The organism is Streptomyces xylophagus, from assembly GCF_000716435.1.
In the GTDB taxonomy this organism is placed as follows: domain Bacteria; phylum Actinomycetota; class Actinomycetes; order Streptomycetales; family Streptomycetaceae; genus Streptomyces; species Streptomyces xylophagus.
The window spans coordinates 202,357-223,023 of sequence record NZ_JNWO01000009.1 but is presented as its reverse complement, the minus strand read 5'-3'; the positions used below and the strand labels follow the sequence as shown (position 1 = coordinate 223,023).

The window sequence follows — 20,667 nt, the reverse complement described above, 5'->3', positions numbered from 1 at the left end:
CGGAGGCAACCGCATCACCTTGTGAAGGAGAACACCAGATGATCACCTCCCGATCCGGAGAGTCGGCCCCGGGAGCCGTCCGATGAGGGTCCTGCTGATCGGAGCCAACGGTTACCTCGGCCGCTTCGTCGCCGACCGCCTGCTCGCCGACCCGGCCGTCCAGCTCACCGCGCTCGGCCGCGGCGACGACGCCGACGTCCGTTTCGACCTCGCGTCCGGCAGCCCCGGAGCGCTCACCCGGTTCCTCGACGCCGTCCACCCCGGAGTCGTCATCAACTGCGCCGGCGCCACCAGAGGCGGCGCCCGCGAACTCACCCGGCACAACACCGTCGCCGTCGCCACCGTCTGCGAGGCACTGCGCCGCAGCGGCTGCGGAGCCCGGCTCGTGCAGATCGGCTGCGGCGCCGAGTACGGGCCGAGCCAGCCCGGTTCCTCCACGGCCGAGGACGCCGTACCCCGCCCCGGCGGCCCGTACGGCGTCAGCAAACTCGCCGCCACCGAACTGGTCCTGGGCTCCGGTCTCGACGCCGTCGTCCTGCGCGTCTTCTCGCCCGCCGGACCCGGCACCCCCGCCGGTTCCCCGCTCGGCCGGCTCGCCGAGGCCATGCGCCGGGCCATGCAGTCCGGCGACGGCGAACTCAAACTCGGCGGCCTGGGCGCGCAACGCGACTTCGTCGACGTACGGGACGTGGCCCGCGCGGTCCACGCCGCCTCGCTCTCCGCGGCGCAGGGTGTCATCAACATCGGCTCCGGTCGTGCGGTCCGGCTGCGCGACGCCGCCGCCGTCCTCGCCCGCGTCGCCGGATACGGCGGCGCGCTGCACGAACTCGACGGCCCGCCCGGGCCGTTGCGGGCCGCCATCGGCCACCCCCGCAGCGACCCCGACCACGCGGCCCCGGTTGCGTACCCGTACCCGGACGGCTGCGGCAGCTGGCAGCAGGCCGATGTGCGCACCGCGCGCGACCGGCTCGGCTGGCGGCCCCGGATCAACCTCGAGGAGTCCCTCGCCGACATCTGGATGGAGGCGGCATGCCGCATCTGACCAGCACGACCCCGGGCACCGCGACCACCGGCGTCCGCACCGGCTTCGGCATCCCCGGCTACGCCCACCCCCTCGTCGCCCCCACCGAATGGGGCGAACTCACCCGCCCCGGCACCCCCTTGCACTGGGTCGTCCTCAACGTCTCCTCCGGCCCGGGGGCCCGCCCCGACCCGCACTGCCTGGAAGCGGCCGGCCGGCTCCGCAACACCGGCGTCCGGGTCCTCGGCCACCTGGACTCCGCGCACGGCGCCCGCACCTTCGGCGACCTGATCTCCGAGGCGCACCGCTATCGCGACTGGTACCGGGTCGACGGCTTCCTCCTGGACCGCTGCCCCACCGAAGGCGCCGCGCTTCCCGAGGTCCGCCGCACGGTCACCGCGCTCCGCGAGATTTGCGACGGCGCCCACATCGTCCTGGGGCACGGCACCCACCCGCACCCCGGATACGCCGAGTGCGCCGACCAGTTGGTGACCTTCTCCGGCCCCTGGAGCCACTACCGCTGGTCGCAGGTCGCCGAGTGGACCGCCGACCACCCGCCCGAACGCTTCTGCCACTTCGTGCACGGCGTTCCGCGCGGCCATCTCGACGAGGCGCTGCGCATCGCCCGCTGGCAGGGCGCCTCGACCATCTACTTCACGGACCGCACCGATCGCGGCGGCCGCACCGACCCCTGGGAGACGATGCCCGGCTACTGGGACGAGATCGTCTCGCGGATCGGAACGGGTGTCTCGGAATGAAGAAGGGCATGGCAGTGTTACGGGGAGAACAACTGTAGTGATTGACCGACCAACGGAGTCCCCGTGTCGCTGCCACCCCTGGTCGAGCCGGCTGCCGAGCTCACCGTAGACGAGGTCCGCAGGTACTCCCGCCACCTGATCATCCCCGACGTGGGCATGGACGGGCAGAAGCGGCTCAAGAACGCCAAGGTGCTCTGTGTGGGCGCCGGCGGACTGGGCTCGCCGGCGCTGATGTACCTGGCCGCGGCGGGCGTGGGCACGCTCGGCATCGTGGAGTTCGACGAGGTCGACGAGTCGAACCTGCAGCGCCAGATCATCCACAGCCAGGCCGACATCGGCCGCTCCAAGGCGGAGTCCGCCCGCGACTCCGTGCTGGGCATCAACCCGTACGTGAACGTGGTCCTGCACGAGGAGCGCCTCGAGGCCGAGAACGTGCTGGACATCTTCCGCGAGTACGACCTGATCGTCGACGGCACGGACAACTTCGCGACCCGCTACCTGGTCAACGACGCCGCCGTCCTGCTGAACAAGCCGTACGTGTGGGGTTCGATCTACCGCTTCGACGGCCAGGCCTCCGTCTTCTGGTCCGAGCACGGCCCCTGCTACCGCTGCCTCTACCCGGAGCCCCCGCCCCCCGGCATGGTCCCCTCCTGCGCCGAGGGCGGCGTCCTGGGCGTGCTGTGCGCGTCCATCGGCTCCATCCAGGTCACCGAGGCGATCAAGGTCCTCACCGGCATCGGCGACCCGCTGGTCGGCCGCCTGATGATCTACGACGCCCTGGAGATGCAGTACCGCCAGGTCAAGGTCCGCAAGGACCCGAACTGCGCGGTCTGCGGCGAGAACCCGACCGTCACCGAGCTCATCGACTACGAGGCCTTCTGCGGCGTCGTCTCCGAGGAGGCCCAGCAGGCGGCCGCCGGCTCGACGATCACTCCCAAGCAGCTCAAGGAGTGGATCGACGACGGCGAGAACATCGAGATCATCGATGTCCGCGAGGTCAACGAGTACGAGATCGTCTCGATCCCCGGCGCCAAGCTGATCCCCAAGAACGAGTTCCTCATGGGCACCGCCCTGGAGACCCTCCCGCAGGACAAGAAGATCGTCCTGCACTGCAAGACGGGTGTCCGCAGTGCGGAGGTCCTCGCCGTCCTCAAGTCCGCCGGTTTCGCGGACGCGGTCCACGTCGGCGGCGGCGTGATCGGCTGGGTCAACCAGATCGAGCCCGACAAGCCGGTCTACTAGACGCACACCTTCCCGGGAGGGGCTCGGCACCACAGGCGCCGGGCCCCTTTCCGCTGCCCGGGCAGAGATTCGGGCAGCGGTCCGAGCGGACGTACGCGTTACGAGGCGCAGACCTTGCCGTCCTTGGGCACCGTGCCCTTCAGTAGATACGCGTTCACCGTCGAGTCGACACAGTCGCTCCCGCTCCCGTACGCCCCGTGCCCCTCGCCCTTCCAGGTCAGCTCCACACCGACGCCCTTGCCCAGCTCGTCGACCATCTTGCGGGCCCCCTCGTACGGCGTCGCCGGGTCCCCGGTGTTGCCGACCACCAGGATCGGCGCCGCACCGGGCGCGCTGACCTCCGGAGTGTCGTACTGCCCGGCCACCGGCCAGTCGTGGCACCACCCGGCCGTGTCCCAGCCCATGAACTCGCCGAACACCGGGGAGACCTTCTCGAACTCGGGCAGCAGCTTCTGCATCTGCGCGGGCGTCGGCCGCTGCTTGTCGTCCAAGCACGATATGACTCGTTGGGAATGGGTCGTCGTGCCGTAGTGCCCCGCGCTGTCACGGTCGTTGTAGCCGTCGGCGAGCGCCAGGAGCTCCGAACCGTCCCCCTCTTCCGCGGAGTTCAGGGCGCTGGTCAGGGTCGGCCAGCCCTCCTTGCTGTACAGCGGAAGGACGATGCCGGTCAGCGCGAGCGTCTGGGTCAGCTTCCGGCCGGACGAGGTCGCCAGCGGTGTGGAGTCGAGCCGCTTCAGCAGGGCCGCGATCTTCTGCGAGCCCTGATCCGGGTCCTGGCCCGTCGACTTGAGGTAGTCGTCCAGCGCGCGCTGGAAGCCCTTCGTCTGGTTCAGGGCGTGGCCCACCGAGTCGGCGCTCGGGTCGACGACCGCGTCCAGGGTCAGCCGCCCCACCTTCTTCGGGAACAAGTGGGCGTAGACACCGCCGAGTTCGGTGCCGTACGAGATGCCGAAGTAGTGCATCTTCGCGTCGCCCAGCACCTGGCGCATCAGGTCCATGTCGCGGGCCGTGTCGGTCGTCGACACATGCGCCATCAACTTCCCGGCTGCCTTCTCGCAGCCCTTGCCGAAGTCGACGGCGTCCTGGAAGTAGGTGTTCTCCTCAGCCGACGTGTCCGGAGTGGCGTCGATGTCCTCGGCGGCCTGGATCGCCTTGTCGCTGCGGCAGCGGACGCCTTCGCTGGCGCCGACCCCGCGCGGGTCCCAGCTCACCAGGTCGTAACGCTCGTGCAGCGCGGACACGGTGGTGGAGTACGACGGCATGTAGTCGACGCCCGAGCCGCCGGGGCCGCCGAAGTTGAACAGCAGCGAGCCGATGCGGTTGCCGCCGGTCGCCTTGGAGCGGATCAGCGCGAGACCGATCGTCGAGCCGTCCGGCTTCGTCCAGTCCAGCGGCACCTTCAGCGTCGCGCACTGCCAGTCGCTGCTCGGCGCGGCCGAGTCGCCGGTGGCCTTGCAGCGCCCCCAGGCCGGCTTCTGCGCGGTCAGTGAGGCGGGCAGCGCGGCCGTGGTGGACGTGGAAGAGGACGAGTCGGCTGCGGACGGCTTGGTGTCCCCCGCGCCCGCGCCGTCCTTGCCGTCGTCCGACGAGCCGCTGCTACAGCCGGCCGTCAGCAGTGCGGCGGCGGCCATCAGGGCCGTCCACCGTACGAATCGCGCCATGTGCATTCCCCCCTCGCAGGCCGTCCGCGTCACGCCGCGGATGGCGGTCAGGCCATAGTAGGCGGCGCGAGCCGAGCCCGTGACAGCCTGTGGATAACCGTTTGACCTGCACTTTTGCCGGGAATTCGGGGATGTGCTCAGGAGCAGACGGTGCCGGCCGCCGGGACTTTCCCGTTCAGCAGATAGCCGTTTACCGCGCTCTGCACGCACTTGTTCTTGCTGTCGTACGCCCCGTGCCCCTGGCCCTTGTACGTCAGCTCGACCGCGACGCCCTTGCCCAGCGCGTCGACCATCTTCTTCGCGCCCTCGTACGGCGTGGCCGGGTCCCCGGTGTTGCCCACGACGAGGATCGGCGCCGACCCGTTCGCGCTCACGTCGGGATGGTCGGCGGCGCCCGGCACGGCCCAGTCGGTGCAGGTGACCATGCCCCAGGCAAGGAAGTCGCCGAACAGGGGCGAGGCCGCCCGGAATTCGGGCAGCTTCCGCTCCACGTAGTCGGCGGTGTACCTCGGCTTGTCGTCGGCGCAGTTGATGGCGACGTTCGCCGCGGTGATGTTGCTGTACTCGCCGTTCTCGCTGCGCCCGTTCATCGAGTCGGACAGCAGCATGAGGACCTTGCCGTCACCGCTGTAGGCCTGCTCCAGCCCCTCGGTGAGGTATTCCCAGAAGTCCTTCGAGTACAGCGCCTGCGCGATGCCGTTGGTCGCGGCGGTCTGGGTCAGCTGGCGGGGGAAGATCCCCGGGATCGGCTTGCTGTCGAGGCTCTTCAGCAGCTTGGCGATGCGGTCCTTGACGTCCTGCGCGGTGTCGCCGACCGGGCAGTCCGTGGTCTTCGACGTGCAGTCGTCGGCGAAGTTGTCGAGCGCGAGCTGGAAGCCCTTGGCCTGTCCCAGGGAACCCTGTTCGGAGTTCTGGGTCGGGTCGACGACCGCGTCGAAGACGGCACGCCCCACGTGCTTCGGGAACAAGTGGGCGTAGACACCGCCGAGTTCGGTGCCGTAGGAGATGCCGAAGTAGTGCAGCTTGTCGTCGCCGAGGACCTGGCGCATCAGGTCCATGTCGCGGGCCGCGTCGGTGGTGCGCACCTGGGGGAGCATCTTCTTGGAGTTCTTCTCGCAGGCCGCGTTGAACTGCTTGGTGTTGGCCAGGAGCTTGGTGCGTTCGGCCGAGGTGTCCGGGGTCGCGTCCTGCTGGAAGTACTGGTCGAGCTGGGAGTCGCTCTCGCACTTGACGCCGGCGCTGCGGCCGACTCCGCGCGGGTCGAAGCTCACCAGGTCGTACCGGGTGCGCAGGGTCGCGTAGTCCTCGCCGAACGCGGGGAGCGTGGTGACTCCCGAGCCGCCGGGGCCGCCGAAGTTGAAGACGAGTGAACCGATCCGCTTGTTCGCGGGACCGCTGGCCTTCGCCCGGACCAGCGCGAGCCCGATCGTGTCGCCCCTGGGCTTGCTCCAGTCGAGAGGCGCCTTCATGGTGGCGCACTGCCATTTGCCGCCGTTCGGCAGCGGTGACGGTGCGGTGCCGCCGCCCTCGGACTCGGACGGGGCCGGGCAGTCCTTCCAGCTCAGCTTCTGGGCCGTCGGATCCTCGTCCTTGGAGTCGCCGCCGCAGCCCGCCAGCGTGGCGGACAGCAGGACGACGGTGGCGGTCAGGGCAGCGGCACGCAGCCGGGAGGGGGTCGGCATGATCCCATCCTGAGGTCGTACACGGCACGGCGCTCGGGGCACGGGCCGTACGGGGTACGCACGCGTGCTACCCCGCATGCCCACGCGTGCGTGCTCTACAGGGAGCCCTTGCGGGACAGATGGTTGAAGAACAGCCAGCCCGGCAGCACCGGAATCCACAGCGTCAGCAGCCGGTACAGCAGTACCGCCGGAGCGGCGACCTCTTTAGGGAGGCCGACGGCGATCAGACCGAGGGTCAGGCTCGCCTCGACCGCGCCCACGCCGCCCGGGGTCGGCGCCGCGGAACCGAGCGCGTTGCCCGCGAGGAAGACGACGGCGACGCTGGCCAGGCTGAGCGACGTCGACTGGTCGCCGAACGCGCGGATCGACGCGTCCAGGCACATCACGAAGCACGCCGTCAGCAGGAGCATGCCGCCGATGCCGGTGACCAGCTTCTGCGGCCGCTGCAGCACGTCGAGCATGCGCGGGATGACGCCCGCGAACAGCGACCGCACGCGCGTGACGAGGAACTTCCGCAGGAAGGGCACCGAGGTCACCACGAGCACCAGCACCGCCACCGTCAGCAGACCGGCGATGACCGTCCGGGACGGCGACAGGGAGGGCGTCTTCTCGGTGCCGGTCAGATAGCCGAACGACAGCAGCATCAGGATGTGGCAGCCCAGCCCGAACAGCTGCGAAGCGCCGACACTCGCCACCGCGAGCCCGGGCCGTACCCCGGCACGCTGCAGGAAGCGCGTGTTCAGGGCGACACCGCCGACCGCGGCCGGGGCCACGATCTTCACGAACGACCCCGCGACCTGCGCCGCCACGGCCCGCAGGAACGGCACCCGCTCCGGCACGAACCCCAGGAGCGCCATCGCCGCCGCGAAGTAGCTCAGCGCCGAGAACAGCACGGCCGCGGCCACCCAGCCCCACTGGGCGTTGGCGACGAGCGGACCGAACTCGATGTGCGTGAGCTGCGTCAGCAGGAAGTACCCACCGATCGCGCCCGCCATGAAACTGATCAGCGTGCGCGGCCGCACCCGCTCCAGACGGGCCGGTTCGACGTGCGCCTGCGGCCTGATCAGCAGCACTTGGTGACGGATCTGGGTGAGCAGATCCTCCTCGCGCGCCTCGTCCAACGCCTCGTCGATGGCCCGCTTCTCGGCCCGCTGCTCCGCGCGTACGGCCTTCTTGTCGGGCTTCTCGAGTACGGGCGTGGACCCCTCCGGAGTCTCCTCCGCGTGGGCCAGCCTGGTCTGCCGGGACGCCTCGAGGATCGCGTCGCGCTCCCGCTGGGCCCGTTCCCGGGACAGTCGACGCAGCGTCGCGCGCGTGGAGCGCGTCAGCGCGATGGGCTGGAGCATCGGCAGACAGTCGGCCACGGCGTCGGGGCCGAGGACATCGACCGCCGAGGCCACCGCGCGCTCGGCGCCCACCCGCAGGCCGATCGTCGTCACCAACTGGGCGACGTCCATGCGCAGCAGCAGTTCACCGGCGGCGATCTCACCGCCGCGCAGGTCCGTGAGGATCACCGTGCCGGAACGATCCACCAGAATCGCGTCACCGGCGAGCCTGCGGTGGGCGATGCGCCGCGACTGCAGCGCCTGCACCTGATGCCAGGTGTTGCGCAGCAGATCATCGGTGATCTCCTCGTCCGCGAGCGAGTCGAGGGTGCGTCCGCCGGTGTGCTCGTAGACGAGCATCACGGCGTCGGGGCCGAGTTCCGAGGTCGCGATCAGCTTCGGCGCGTTGGCGCCGGCCGCGATCGCCGCGTACGCCAGCAGGGCCTCCTGCTCAAGCGCCTGGCGCAGCGACTGGAGGCTGCTGCGGGTCGCGAAGCCGCGGAGCGTCAGATTGCGCCACGCGCGGTAGAAGAAGCCCTGCGCCTGCTGCTCCCGGTCGACCACCGTGACGTCCAGCGGTGGACCGTCCTCCAGGGTCACGAAGTAGCGTCGGCCGCGGTCGCCGTTCTCCGTGTCGACGGCCTCCTCGCGGGCCGCGCCCACGGGGTGGAAGCCGACCGTCCGCAGGCCCGCCATCAGCGTCCGGCCGGTGGGCCGGACGTTCGGCGAGCCCACCGCGTACAGCGTCCCGTAGGCCACGGTCCAGCCGATCAGCACCGTCAGGATGATCGAGAACGGCGTCGTGTACCCGGTGACCAGCATCGAGAAGGCGTCCAGCAGCAGCACGATCCACAGCACCGAGCGCCAGCGCGGCCTCCGGGACATGCCTACGGCCGTCATGTACGCGATGACGGGCGCCAGATAGCCGTGCACCGGGTCGGTGAGGGCGTGGATGTCGCCGGGGGAGGGCTGGGTGAGCGCCTCCTGGATCGAGCCCGGGGCGGCCTTGGCGACCCACAGGTCCGTGGCGAGTGTCACTCCGTGCGCGAGGACCGCCGCGAGCACGCCGTCGGCGATGCGCAGCCCGTCCCGCTTGATCAGCCGCTCGATCGCGAAGGCGACCGGCACCAGCAGGATGGCGATGCTGGAGGCCAGCCCCGCGATCTTGATCAGCAGGTCGGGTGCCTGCCCGGTGCCCTTGTTGATGTCCTGTTCGAGCCCCGAGGTCGTGCCGTGCGCGAACGCGGCGATCGCCAGCAGTACGACGATCGCGAGAAAGCCCACCAGGAGGCGCATGAGATCGGACGGGCGGTGCACGCGCGCGGGGAGCAGCGGTTCGTCGCCCTCGACCTCTTCGGCGTGCGTGTCGTCGCAGTCCTCGAGGCCGGTCACGGGGTCGGACGCGGGCTTCTCGGTGGGCCCCTCCGTGGGGTCCTGTTCGTTCTCGTCGGCGGCGGTGTCCGGGCGCGACGCAGCGTCAGAGGTGCCCTCCGCGTCTTCGGGATGCACACCCTGCTGCTTCATCGTCTCTTCTTGATCTCGTATCACCGGTCACCGCCCGCACGATGGTGGCATGCCCCACCGACACACGGGGGCATCAGGGTGCAAATGCGGGGGCGCACAGTCTGCCGCACGCGCCGCTCCGGGGCGAGCGCTACGCACAGTCGCCAGCGCGTCGCATTGTCGGTGGGGTGCGGCAGGATGGGGCGGATGAGCGAGGAGAGCCTTCCGGACGGCGTCGGCCCGGAGCACGACGACGCGCTGCCCGAGTACGCCGAGCGGGTCCTCGACGTGGCCGAACGGATTCCGCCCGGGCGCGTCATGACGTACGGCGACGTCGCCGAGTGGCTGGAGGAGGGCGGACCACGCCAGGTCGGCCGCGTGATGGCCCTCTACGGAGGAGTCGTTCCGTGGTGGCGGGTCGTCCGCGCGGACGGCGTCCTGCTCCCCGGCCACGAGCTGGAGGCGCTCGACCACTACCGCGCGGAGGGCACCGCCCTGAAGGAGGCGAGCAGGGCCACCGAGGGTCACCTGCCCCGTGTCGACATGAAACGGGCGCGATGGGACGGCGGCGAGCGCGCGGACGGTCACACCTGACAGCTTCCGCCATGGGACGCGCCCCGGGGCGACCTGTGGCCCGTACGGGGGAAACCCGGCACGTCCGTGGCATGCCGTACGTTCGAGTGGCGAGGGACGCGAGGGTCGTGCGAGCCGTGAGGGAAGAAGGGGAAGCCCTGCTTCCGTACGGCCCGTCGGCGTAGCGTCGGCGGCACGTGTCCCCCTCACCCCGCGGCCACCGCCTTCCACGCGCGGTGGTCCAGCAACCAGCACACCCACCAGGACCGGCGAACCACGTGAGCTCCTCTTCCTCCACCAGGCGCCTGTCGCACCCCCAGGTGCGACAGGGGAACCGTGGCGCTTACCGACTGGTGCGTACCCCGCCGACCCGGCCGGCTCCCCCTCACCTGGACGCGCCACAGCGCTCGGTGGTTGACCACGAGACCGGTCCGCTGCTCGTCCTCGCAGGTCCGGGCACCGGCAAGACGACCACACTCGTGGAGTCCGTGGCGGCCCGGATCGCCCGGGGAGGTGACCCCGCGCGCGTCCTCGTGCTGACGTTCAGCCGCAAGGCGGCCGTCGAGCTGCGCGACCGCATGGCGCTGCGCATCGGGGCCGCCCGCGCGCCCCGGGCGACCACCTTCCACTCGTTCTGCTACGCCCTGGTCCGCGCCCACCAGGACAGTGACCTGTTCGTCGAGCCGCTACGGCTGCTGTCCGGCCCCGAACAGGACGTCGCCGTACGCGAACTGCTCGCCGGCCAGCCCGACCTGGAGAAGCTCGGCCTCGCCCATGTGCGCTGGCCCGACGAACTGCGGGCCTGCCTCACCACACGCGGCTTCGCCGACGAGGTCCGCGCGGTCCTCGCCCGCAGTCGCGAACTGGGCCTGGACCCTCGCGCCCTGGACGCCTTCGCCCGCCGCATCGGCCGCCCCGACTGGCGCGCCGCCGCAGCGTTCCTCGCCGAGTACCTCGACGTACTCGACCTCCAAGGAGTGCTCGACTACGCCGAACTCGTCCACCGCGCGGTACTCCTCGCCCACCGCCCCGAAGCCGCCGAACGACTCGCCGCGCAGTACGACGCCGTGTTCGTGGACGAGTACCAGGACACCGACCCGGCCCAGGTACGCCTGCTGCACGCCCTCGCCGGCGGCGGACGCACCCTCGTCGCCTTCGGCGACCCCGACCAGTCGATCTACACCTTCCGGGGCGCCGACGTGAACGGCATCCTGGACTTCCCGAGCGCCTTCCCGCGCGCGGACGGCAGCCCGGCCCCCGTGGAGGTGCTCCGGACCTCCCGCCGCTCCGGCGCCGCCCTGCTCACCGCCACCCGGCTGCTGACCCAGCGCATGCCCCTGACCCGGCTCCCGGCACAGAAGGTGCGCGCCCACCGCGAGCTGTCCCCGGTACGGGACGGCGGCCGCGTCGAGGTGTACACGTACCCGACCCCCGGCACGGAGCTGGACAACATCGCCGACATCCTCCGGAGGGCACACCTGGAGGACGGCGTCCCCTGGAGCGACATGGCCGTCCTGGTACGCGCCGGCTCCCGTACGATCCCCACGGTCCGACGCGCCCTCACGGCGGCCGGCGTCCCCCTGGACATCGACGGCGACGACCTGCCCCTGCGCCACGAACCGGCGGTGGCACCACTGCTGACGGCCTTGCGGGCGGTGGCGGTAGCGGAGGCTGCGGTACGGCCCGAGGCCGACACGGAAGCCACACGAGCCCCGGAGGAGGAGGTCGACGCAGTAGACGCCATGGCGGAGGCCGACGACGAACAGACCATGGCGGAAGCCGACGACGTAGACACGGTGGCGGAAGCTGGCGAAGAACAGGCCACGGTGAAAGCCGATTCCGAAGAACCCGCCGTCCCCTCCTGGCTCGACACCGAAACCGCCCTCACTCTGCTCGCCTCCCCCCTCGCCGCCATGGACGCCGCCGACCTGCGCCGCCTGGGCCGGGCGCTGCGCGAGGAGGAGCGGGCCGGTGGCAACGCCGTGCCGCCACCCTCGGACGAGTTGCTCGCGCGGGCGCTCGCCGAGCCGGAGCGGCTGGTCGCGCACGACCCCACGTACGCGCGTGGAGCCCAGCGCCTGGGTGCGCTGCTGCGCAAGGCGAGGGAGCGCCTGGCGGGCGGCGGTACGGCCGAGGAGGCGCTCTGGGACCTCTGGCAGGGCACACCGTGGCCCGGGCGCCTGGAGCGGGCCGCCAGGCGCGGCGGCGCGGCCGGGCGCAACGCGGACCGTGACCTGGACGCCGTCTGCGCGCTGTTCGCGACGGCGGCCCGCGCGGAGGAGCGCACCGGTGGCCGGGGCGCCCTCAACTTCCTGGAGGAGATCGACGCCGAGGACATCGCCGCCGACACCCTCACACGACGCGCCGTACGACCCGACGCCGTACGCCTGATGACCGCGCACCGCTCCAAGGGCCTGGAGTGGCGCCTGGTCGTCGTGGCCGGCGTCCAGGAGGGCCTCTGGCCGGACCTGCGCCGACGCGGTTCCCTCCTGGAGGCCGACCGCATCGGCCGCGACGGACTCGCCGAACCGCTCACTCCGGGAGCCCTCCTCGCCGAGGAACGCCGCCTGTTCTACGTCGCCGCCACGCGCGCGCGTGAACGCCTCGTCGTCACCGCCGTGAAGGCACCCGCGGACGACGGCGACCAGCCGTCCCGCTTCCTCACGGAACTCGGCGTCGAGCCCAAGGACGTCACCGGCCGCCCGCGCCGCCCGCTGTCCGTCGCCGCGCTGGTCGCCGAGCTGCGCGCCACGACCGTCGACCCGCGCGTGTCCGCCACCCTCAGGGAAGCCGCCGCGCGGAGGCTGGCCCGGCTGGCCGCGCTCGCCGACGAGGACGGCCGCCCGTTGGTCCCGTCCGCGCACCCGTACCGCTGGTGGGGCATGTTCGAGCCGACCGAGAGCAAGGTGCCGCTGCGCGACCGCGACCAGCCCGTGGTGCTCTCCGGAAGCGCCCTCGACCAGCTCGCCAACACCTGCGCCCTGCAATGGTTTTTGGGCCGCGAGGTGAAGGCCGACGCCCCCGCGACCGCCGCCCAGGGCTTCGGGAACGTGGTGCACGTCCTCGCCGACGAGGTCGCCTCCGGACGCACCCCCGCCGACCTCGCCGTCCTCATGGAGCGCCTCGATACGGTGTGGAACGCGCTCGCCTTCGACGCCCCCTGGAAGTCGGCGCAGGAGAAGGACAACGCGCGTGTGGCGCTCGAACGCTTCCTGAAGTGGCACGTCGACTCCAACGGTGTCCGCACCGGCCGTACGCCGGTCGCCAGTGAGCACGACTTCGACGTCACTCTCGAAGCGGGCGACTACGAAGTGCGCATCCGCGGCTCCATGGACCGTGTCGAGACCGACGGCGAAGGACGCGCCTACGTCGTCGACTTCAAGACCGGCAAGCAGACGCCGACCGCCCGCGAGGTGGAACGCCACCCCCAACTCGCCGTCTACCAACTCGCCGTCCGCGAAGGCGCCGTGGACGAGGCCTTCGACGGAGTGCGCCCCGAACCGGGTGGCGCCGAACTTGTCCAGCTGCGCCAGGGCGCCGCGCAACGGGACGGCGGAGAGACGCTGCCCAAGGTGCAGGCCCAGGAGCCCCTGGAGGGGGAGTGGGCCGGTGAGCTGCTGGCCACGGCCGCGGGCAAGGTCCTCGACGAACGCTTCACGCCCACAGCCGGGCAGCACTGCGCGCACTGCGCGTTCCGGGCCTCCTGCAGTGCACGCCCCGAGGGACGACACGTGGTCGAGTAACCCGCGTGACGTATCGCACCACATGTGCTGACCTGCGCTTCTTCTGCCTCTGAGGGCGATTGGTCCTCGACTGTCAGTGCCCGCCGCTAGCCTCTCCGACATGCCCGCCCGTATCACCGATCCCGATCAGCTCAAGGAGCTCCTCGGCATCCCGTTCACCCCGGAGCAGACGGCCTGCATCGTCGCGCCGCCCGCCCCGCAGGTGATCGTGGCCGGCGCCGGGTCGGGCAAGACGACGGTGATGGCGGCCCGCGTGGTGTGGCTCGTCGGCACCGGCCAGGTCGCCCCCGAGCAGGTCCTCGGCCTGACCTTCACCAACAAGGCCGCCGGTGAACTCGCCGAGCGCGTCCGCAAGGCGCTGATCAAGGCGGGCGTCACCGACCCCGACGTCATCGACCCGGACAACCCCCCGGGCGAGCCCGTGATCTCGACCTACCACGCCTTCGCCGGCCGCCTCCTGACCGACCACGGCCTGCGCATCGGCCTCGAACCGACGTCCCGCCTGCTCGCCGACGCCACCCGCTTCCAGCTCGCCGCGCGTGTGCTGCGCGAGGCCCCCGGCCCCTACCCGGCACTCACCCGCTCCTTCCCCGACCTCGTCAGCGACCTCCTCACCCTCGACGGCGAGCTGTCCGAACACCTCGTACGCCCCGAGCAGTTGCGCGCGTACGACGCCGAGCTGCTGCGTGACCTGGAAGGCCGCAAGCTCAGCAACGCCGAGCTGCGCAAGGTCCCCGAGGCGGCCGCCGCCCGCCGCGAACTCACCGAACTGGTGAGCCGCTACCGCACCGCCAAGCGCGAGCGCGACCTGCTCGACTTCGGCGACCAGATCGCCCTCTCCGCGACCCTGGCGCGCACCCGCCCCGAGGTCGGCGACATCCTGCGCGACGAGTTCCGGGTGGTGCTGCTCGACGAGTACCAGGACACCTCGGTCGCCCAACGCATCCTCCTGGCAGGCCTGTTCGGCGCCGGCACGGGCCACCCGGTGACCGCCGTCGGCGACCCCTGCCAGGCGATCTACGGCTGGCGCGGCGCGTCAGTCGCCAACCTCGACGACTTCCCGGAGCACTTCGCGCACGCCGACGGCCGCCGCGCCGCCCGCCAGGCGCTCAGCGAGAACCGCCGCAGCGGCGGCCGCCTGCTCGACCTCGCCAACGGCCTCGCGGAACCCCTGCGCGCCATGCACGCGGGCGTGGAGGCCCTCCGCCCGGCCCCCGGCGCCGAGCGCGACGGCATGGTGCGCTGCGCGCTGCTGACCACCCACGCCGAGGAGATCGACTGGCTCGCCGACTCCGTCGCCCACCTCGTACGGACCGGGAAGGCGCCCGGCGAGATCGCCGTCCTGTGCAGGACGGCCACCGACTTCGCCGAGATCCAGGGTGCCCTCGTGGCCCGCGACATCCCGGTCGAGGTGGTCGGGCTCTCCGGGCTGCTGCACCTGCCCGAGGTCGCCGACCTCGTCGCCGTCTGCGAAGTCCTCCAGGACCCCGGCGCCAACGCCTCCCTGGTCCGGCTGCTGACCGGCCCGCGCTGGCGCATCGGCCCCCGCGACCTCGCCCTCCTGGGACGGCGCGCCCGGCTCCTCGTGGCGCACACACGCGTGGGGGCCGACGACGACCCGGACCGCCGACTCGCCGAGGCCGTCGAGGGGGTCGACCCCTCCGAGGTGATATCGCTCGCCGACGCCCTCGACACGTTCCTGGAGACACCCCTGTACGGCGCCGACGGCACCGGGGACGACGACGGGCTGCCCTTCTCGCCGGACGCGCGCGTGCGCTTCGCCCGCCTGGCCACCGAGCTGCGCGACCTGCGCCGCTCCCTGTCCGACCCCCTGATGGACGTCCTGCACCGCGTGCTCGCCGTCACCGGCCTGGAGGTCGAACTGGCGGCATCCCCGCACGCCCTGGCCGCCCGCCGCCGCGAGACCCTGTCGAACTTCCTGGACGTCGCCGCCTCCTTCGCCGCCGGCGACGGCGAGGCGACCCTGCTGGCCTTCCTCGGCTTCCTGCGCACCGCTGCCCAGTACGAGAAGGGCCTCGACAACGCCCTGCCCGGCGGCGAGAACACCGTCAAGGTCCTCACCGCCCACAAGTCCAAGGGCCTGGAGTGGGACGTCGTGGCCGTCCCAGGCCTGGTCACCGGGACCTTCCCCAGCAGCCAGGGCCGCGAGAAGTGGACCGCCCAGGGCAAGGTCCTGCCGCACGCCCTGCGCGGCGACACCGCCACCCTGCCCGACGTCGCCTCCTGGGACTCCAGAGGCCTCAAGGCCTTCCACGAGGCCATGAAGGACCACCAGCACACCGAGGAACTCCGCCTCGGCTACGTCACCTTCACCCGCCCCCGCTCCCTGCTGCTCGGCTCCGGCCACTGGTGGGGCCCCACCCAGAAGAAGCCCCGCGGCCCCTCCGACTTCCTGCAGGCCCTGTACGACCACTGCGCCGCCGGGTACGGCGAGATCGAGGCCTGGGCGGACCAGCCCGAGGAGGGCGAGGAGAACCCCGTCCTGCACGCGGCGACCGCCGACCAGGCCTGGCCGCTGCCCCTGGACGACGTGGCGATGGTCCACCGCCACGAGGCCGCCAAGATGGTCATGGACCACCTGGAGTACCTCGCCTCCCACGACGAGGGCCACCCCGCGGCCACCCACGACCCGAACGCTCACGACGACCCCGACTGGCCGCCGCCACCGGAGGACGACGAACCGCCCTACGACGAGCCTCCTTATGAGGAAGTCCCCCTTGATGCCCAGGACGGCCCCCCGGAGGACGACCCCGCCGACTGGGACGCCTGGACCACGGACCGCCCGACCGTCCCGCACCAGGCGGCGGCCCCCCACCCCGTCGAACACTCCAGTGCGCCAGGGGGCGCACGCCCGCACCCCACGGAACCGCCCGGCACGCCCCTCACAGCCGAGGAAGCCCGCGCCATCGCCTCCTGGGACCGCGACCTCGACGCACTCACCGGCGAACTCCTGCGCGCCCGCCGGAGCGTCACCGACGTACCCTTGCCGACTTCTCTGACCGCCACTCAGCTCCTGCTCCTCGCGGCCGACCCGGACGGGCTCGCGCAGGAACTCGCGCGCCCCATGCCGCACCCCCCGCAACCCGCCGCACGTCGGGGCACCCGCTTCCACGCCTGGGTGGAATCACGCTTCGAAGCGCTGACCCTGCCCATGCTGGAGCCGGAGGAACTGCCCGGCAGCGACGCGGAGATCGCCGACGAACGCGACCTGGAGGCCCTCAAGGAAGCCTTCGAGCGCACCGAGTACGCCCGGCGCACGCCCTACCGCGTCGAGAGCCCCTTCGAGCTCGCGATCGCCGGCCGCGTCGTACGGGGCCGTATCGACGCCGTCTACAAACAGGGCGACGGCGACGCGGCGACGTACGAGATCCTCGACTGGAAGACCAGCCGCACCCGCACCGCCGACCCGCTCCAGCTCGCGATCTACCGGGTGGCGTGGGCCGAGCGGCAGGGCGTGCCCCTGGAGGCGGTGACGGCCGCGTTCCTGTACGTGCGCGGCGGCGAGGTCGTCCGGCCCGAGGGGCTTCCGGACCGGGTCGCACTGGAGCGGCTGCTGCTGGAGGAGCCGGGCGTCCAGGGCGATTAGCCGGGCGCGCAAGCAAACTGTGAGGAACCGCCCACCGAGGATGTCAGTGCGGGCCGATAGGCTCGTGACCATGAGCCACACCGTTGACAGTGCCGTCAGCGCGGTCCGCACGTACATCGAGCAGCACCGCGCGGTCTTCCTCGACGACCTCGCCGAGTGGCTGCGCATCCCGTCCGTGTCGGCGCAGCCCGACCACGCGCCCGACGTCCGGCGCAGCGCCGACTGGCTCGCCGCCGCACTTCGAAAGACCGGCTTCCCGACCGTCGAGGTCTGGCCGACCCCGGGCGCCCCCGCCGTCTTCGCCGAGTGGCCCTCGGACGACCCCGAGGCACCCACGGTCCTCGTCTACGGCCATCACGACGTCCAGCCCGCCGCCCGCGAGGACGGCTGGGACAGCGAACCCTTCGAGCCCGTCGTCCGCGGGAACCGCCTCTACGCGCGCGGCGCGGCCGACGACAAGGGTCAGGTGTTCTTCCACACACTCGGCGTCCGCGCCCACCTCGCCGCCACCGGCCGCACCGCCCCCGCCGTCCACCTGAAGCTGCTCGTCGAGGGCGAGGAGGAGTCCGGCTCCCCGCACTTCCGGGCGCTCGTCGAGGAACACGCCGGCCGGCTCGCCGCCGACGCCGTGATCGTCTCCGACACCGGCATGTGGTCCGAGGACACCCCCACGGTGTGCACCGGCATGCGCGGCCTCGCCGAGTGCGAGATCCGGCTGCAGGGCCCCGACCAGGACATCCACTCCGGCTCCTTCGGCGGCGCCGTGCCCAACCCGGCGACCGCCGCCGCCCGCCTCGTGGCCGCACTCCACGACGAGCACGCACGCGTGGCGGTCCCCGGCTTCTACGACGGCATCGTCGAACTCACCGACCAGGAGCGCGCCCTCTTCGCCGAACTGCCCTTCGACGAGAAGGAGTGGCTGCGCACCGCCAAGTCGTACGCCATCCAGGGAGAGGCCGGGCACACCACCCTGGAGCGCATCTGGGCCCGCCCCACCGCCGAGGTCAACGGCATCGGCGGCGGCTACCAAGGCCCGGGCAGCAAGACGATCGTCCCGTCCTCGGCCATGGTGAAGCTCTCCTTCCGGCTGGTCGCGGGACAGGACCCCGACCACATCGAGAAGGTCGTCCGAGCCTGGGCCGCCCAGCAGGTGCCCGCCGGAATCCGGCAGGAGATCACCTTCAGCGCGGCCACGCGCCCGTGCCTGACACCTCTGGACCACCCGGCCCTGCAGTCCGTCGTCCGCGCCATGGCCCGCGCCTTCGAGAAGCCCGTCCTGTTCACCCGCGAGGGCGGCTCCGGACCGGCAGCCGACCTCCAGGAAGTCCTCGGAGCACCCGTCCTCTTCCTGGGCATCTCCGTCCCCTCCGACGGCTGGCACGCCCCGAACGAGAAGGTCGAACTCGACCTCCTCCTGAAGGGCGTCGAAACCACCGCCCACCTGTGGGGAGACCTCGCAGACACCTGGCGCCGTGCGCCCTGACGACCCCGAGCGATCCGGAACGGCAATACGCGCGGGCACACTGGAAGAACCGCCCCGCCCGCCCCGTCCCCGCCGGACCCGGTCGCCGCCTGCCGAACGTCCCGCTGAACCGCCCGCCGAAACAATCCGCATTGCCGGGGGAGTTGGAAGCACCCGTGACCACCTGGACCGACCACACAGCCGACCGACCCATCTCGCTCACCGCCCCGAGCGGCATCGACCGAGCCGCCCACCACCGGCTCGACGAGGCCTGGCTCGCCGCGGCGTGGAGCCACCCCACCACCCGCTGCTTCGTGGTCTCCGGCGGCCAGGTCCTCATCGACGAGACACCCGACGGCAAGACCGAACTCGTCATGACCCCGTCCTTCGAGGCCCCCCTCACCGAGGCGCACCGCTACTTCCTGGGCACCGACGACGACGGCGTGAGCTACTTCGCCCTCCAGAAGGACGCCCTCCCCGGCCGTATCGACCAGTCGGCGCGCGCTGCGGGCCTGCGCGAGGCGGGCCTGCTGCTGTCGCCCCGGGACGTGGGCCTGATGGTGCACGCGGTCGCCCTGGAGAACTGGCAGCGCCTGCACCGCTTCTGCTCCCGCTGCGGTGAGCGCACGGTGATCGCCGCGGCCGGCCACATCCGCCGCTGCCCCGCCTGCGGAGCCGAGCACTACCCGCGCACCGACCCCGCCGTGATCATGGCCGTCACCGACGAGGAGGACCGCATCCTGCTCGGCCGCCAGGTCCACTGGCCCGAGGGCCGCTTCTCGACACTCGCCGGCTTCGTGGAGCCCGGCGAGTCCATCGAGCAGTCGGTGCGCCGCGAGGTCTTCGAGGAGGCAGGCATCACCGTCGGCCACGTCGAGTACGTCGCCAGCCAGCCCTGGCCCTTCCCGTCCAGCCTCATGCTGGGCTTCATGGCCCGCGCCACCTCGACCGACATCAACGTCGACGGCGACGAGATCCACGAGGCCCGCTGGTTCTCCCGCGAGGAACTGCGCGCCGCCTTCGAGTCCGAAGAGGTGCTGCCCCCGTACGGCATCTCCATCGCGGCCCGACTGATCGAGCTCTGGTACGGCAAGCCGCTGCCGACGCGAACCTTCGTCTGAGGCGACCGGGGCGCGGATGCCGGACCCGTACTGGAACCACAACGTCCACTACCACCCCGTGGTGGTCGACACCGTGCCCGACGGCTGCCGCGCCGCCCTGGACGTCGGCTGCGGAGACGGCCTGCTCGCCCGCAAGCTGGCGGGCAGAGCCGGATCCGTGACGGGCGTCGACCGCTCACCGCAGATGATCCGGCTCGCCCGCGCGGACACGCCGGAAAACGTCACCTTCGTGGAGGCGGACTACCTCGCCGGCACCGCACTCGACGAAGGCAAGTACGACTTCGTCAGCGCGGTCGCCGTCGTCCACCACACGGAGTTCGAGGACGCCGTGGCACGACTGGTGAGTCTGCTCGCACCCGGCGGCCGACTGGTGATCGTCGGCCTGGCGTACAACCGGACGTTCCTGGACTGGGTGATCAGCGGCTGCGGGCTGCCCGTCAGCCGGTTCCTGGCGCGACGGAACGGCGGGAAACGCGGACCCGAGGGCATGCCCATCGAGGACTCGGCGATGTGCTGGGGAGAGGCCCGAGAAGCCGTCCGGCGCCTGCTGCCCGGCGCCCGTTTCCGGCGACGGCTCCTGTGGCGCTTCGTGGCCGTGTGGGACAAGCCGGTCGCGTGAGACGAACGACGTGAGGCGAACGACAAGAAGGCGGCCCCCGACATCAGGGACCGCCTTCTGCGAAGCCGCGTGCGCCGACCGTCGTTCAGGCGCCGATCTTCTGCTTGACCTGGGCCAACGAAGGGTTCGTGAGCGTCGAACCGTCCGCGAACAGCACGGTGGGCACCGTCTGATTTCCGCCATTCGCCTTCTCGACGAACGCCGCGGAAGCCGGGTCCTGCTCGATGTTGATCTCGTTGTACGTGATTCCCTCGCGGTCCATCTGGCTCTTCAGCCGACGGCAGTAACCGCACCACGTGGTGCTGTACATCGTCACAGTGCCCGACATCTTCTCGCGCTCCTCAACAGCT

General features: G+C 71.6%; 13 protein-coding genes. 9 read left to right on the top strand and 4 right to left on the bottom strand.

The window, feature by feature from the left end; all coding sequences use genetic code 11:
- The first annotated feature begins 82 nt into the window (after positions 1–82).
- The 3 genes from OO70_RS23055 to moeZ all read left to right on the top strand — a co-directional run bounded on the left by OO70_RS23055 (position 83) and on the right by moeZ (position 3,021).
- Complete coding sequence (locus OO70_RS23055) at positions 83–1,042, top strand: NAD-dependent epimerase/dehydratase family protein (protein WP_043674623.1); 960 nt, start codon at positions 83–85, stop codon at positions 1,040–1,042.
- Complete coding sequence (locus OO70_RS23050; protein WP_043674620.1) at positions 1,030–1,779, top strand: spherulation-specific family 4 protein; 750 nt, start codon at positions 1,030–1,032, stop codon at positions 1,777–1,779. The genes OO70_RS23055 and OO70_RS23050 overlap by 13 nt, the downstream gene beginning before the upstream one ends.
- A gap of 63 nt (positions 1,780–1,842) precedes the next feature.
- Entirely contained in the window at positions 1,843–3,021 is a 1,179-nt protein-coding gene (moeZ, locus tag OO70_RS23045) for an adenylyltransferase/sulfurtransferase MoeZ (protein ID WP_043674618.1), read from the top strand.
- Between the two features lie 98 nt (positions 3,022–3,119).
- Here moeZ and OO70_RS23040 read toward each other — a convergent pair whose 3' ends face one another.
- The 3 genes from OO70_RS23040 to OO70_RS23030 all read right to left on the bottom strand — a co-directional run bounded on the left by OO70_RS23040 (position 3,120) and on the right by OO70_RS23030 (position 9,213).
- Positions 3,120–4,682 (bottom strand): alpha/beta hydrolase, encoded by a 1,563-nt coding sequence (locus OO70_RS23040; protein WP_043674615.1) that lies wholly within the window; start codon positions 4,680–4,682, stop codon positions 3,120–3,122.
- A gap of 137 nt (positions 4,683–4,819) precedes the next feature.
- Positions 4,820–6,364 carry an alpha/beta hydrolase gene (locus tag OO70_RS23035; RefSeq protein WP_043674612.1) on the bottom strand — a complete coding sequence of 515 codons (1,545 nt, stop codon included), beginning with the start codon at positions 6,362–6,364 and terminating at the stop codon, positions 4,820–4,822.
- Positions 6,365–6,459: 95 nt separating this feature from the next.
- Positions 6,460–9,213 (bottom strand): lysylphosphatidylglycerol synthase transmembrane domain-containing protein, encoded by a 2,754-nt coding sequence (locus tag OO70_RS23030; protein ID WP_043674610.1) that lies wholly within the window; start codon positions 9,211–9,213, stop codon positions 6,460–6,462.
- Positions 9,214–9,399: 186 nt separating this feature from the next.
- Here OO70_RS23030 and OO70_RS23025 point away from each other — a divergent pair, with 186 nt between their 5' ends.
- From OO70_RS23025 to OO70_RS23000, 6 genes are all read left to right on the top strand, one after another.
- Entirely contained in the window at positions 9,400–9,786 is a 387-nt protein-coding gene (locus OO70_RS23025; protein ID WP_043674607.1) for an MGMT family protein, read from the top strand.
- Between the two features lie 257 nt (positions 9,787–10,043).
- Positions 10,044–13,508, top strand: a complete 3,465-nt coding sequence (locus OO70_RS23020; RefSeq protein WP_078651521.1) for an ATP-dependent helicase — start codon at positions 10,044–10,046, stop codon at positions 13,506–13,508.
- A 100-nt stretch (positions 13,509–13,608) separates the two neighbouring features.
- Complete coding sequence (locus tag OO70_RS23015; RefSeq protein WP_043674601.1) at positions 13,609–17,115, top strand: ATP-dependent DNA helicase; 3,507 nt, start codon at positions 13,609–13,611, stop codon at positions 17,113–17,115.
- Positions 17,116–17,185: 70 nt separating this feature from the next.
- Positions 17,186–18,598, top strand: a complete 1,413-nt coding sequence (locus tag OO70_RS23010) for a dipeptidase (RefSeq protein WP_043674599.1) — start codon at positions 17,186–17,188, stop codon at positions 18,596–18,598.
- Between the two features lie 155 nt (positions 18,599–18,753).
- Positions 18,754–19,698, top strand: coding sequence for an NAD(+) diphosphatase (nudC, locus tag OO70_RS23005; protein ID WP_043674596.1), 945 nt, complete (start codon positions 18,754–18,756; stop codon positions 19,696–19,698).
- Positions 19,699–19,714: 16 nt separating this feature from the next.
- On the top strand, positions 19,715–20,317 hold the full coding sequence (locus OO70_RS23000; protein ID WP_043674594.1) for a class I SAM-dependent methyltransferase: 603 nt from the start codon (positions 19,715–19,717) through the stop codon (positions 20,315–20,317).
- Positions 20,318–20,402: 85 nt separating this feature from the next.
- Here OO70_RS23000 and OO70_RS22995 read toward each other — a convergent pair whose 3' ends face one another.
- Positions 20,403–20,645 carry a mycoredoxin gene (locus OO70_RS22995; RefSeq protein WP_043674592.1) on the bottom strand — a complete coding sequence of 81 codons (243 nt, stop codon included), beginning with the start codon at positions 20,643–20,645 and terminating at the stop codon, positions 20,403–20,405.
- Positions 20,646–20,667 lie beyond the last annotated feature (22 nt).

Excerpts from the sequence above, each read along its gene's own strand:
- OO70_RS22995 (WP_043674592.1), bottom strand. The coding sequence starts at position 20,645 with ATGTCGGGCACTGTGACGATGTACAGCACCACGTGGTGCGGTTACTGC.
- OO70_RS23010 (WP_043674599.1), top strand. The coding sequence starts at position 17,186 with ATGAGCCACACCGTTGACAGTGCCGTCAGCGCGGTCCGCACGTACATC.
- OO70_RS23000 (WP_043674594.1), top strand. The coding sequence starts at position 19,715 with ATGCCGGACCCGTACTGGAACCACAACGTCCACTACCACCCCGTGGTG.
- OO70_RS23055 (WP_043674623.1), top strand. The coding sequence starts at position 83 with ATGAGGGTCCTGCTGATCGGAGCCAACGGTTACCTCGGCCGCTTCGTC.
- OO70_RS23050 (WP_043674620.1), top strand. The coding sequence starts at position 1,030 with ATGCCGCATCTGACCAGCACGACCCCGGGCACCGCGACCACCGGCGTC.
- OO70_RS23030 (WP_043674610.1), bottom strand. The coding sequence starts at position 9,213 with ATGAAGCAGCAGGGTGTGCATCCCGAAGACGCGGAGGGCACCTCTGAC.
- OO70_RS23040 (WP_043674615.1), bottom strand. The coding sequence starts at position 4,682 with ATGGCGCGATTCGTACGGTGGACGGCCCTGATGGCCGCCGCCGCACTG.
- OO70_RS23025 (WP_043674607.1), top strand. The coding sequence starts at position 9,400 with ATGAGCGAGGAGAGCCTTCCGGACGGCGTCGGCCCGGAGCACGACGAC.
- OO70_RS23035 (WP_043674612.1), bottom strand. The coding sequence starts at position 6,364 with ATGCCGACCCCCTCCCGGCTGCGTGCCGCTGCCCTGACCGCCACCGTC.
- OO70_RS23015 (WP_043674601.1), top strand. The coding sequence starts at position 13,609 with ATGCCCGCCCGTATCACCGATCCCGATCAGCTCAAGGAGCTCCTCGGC.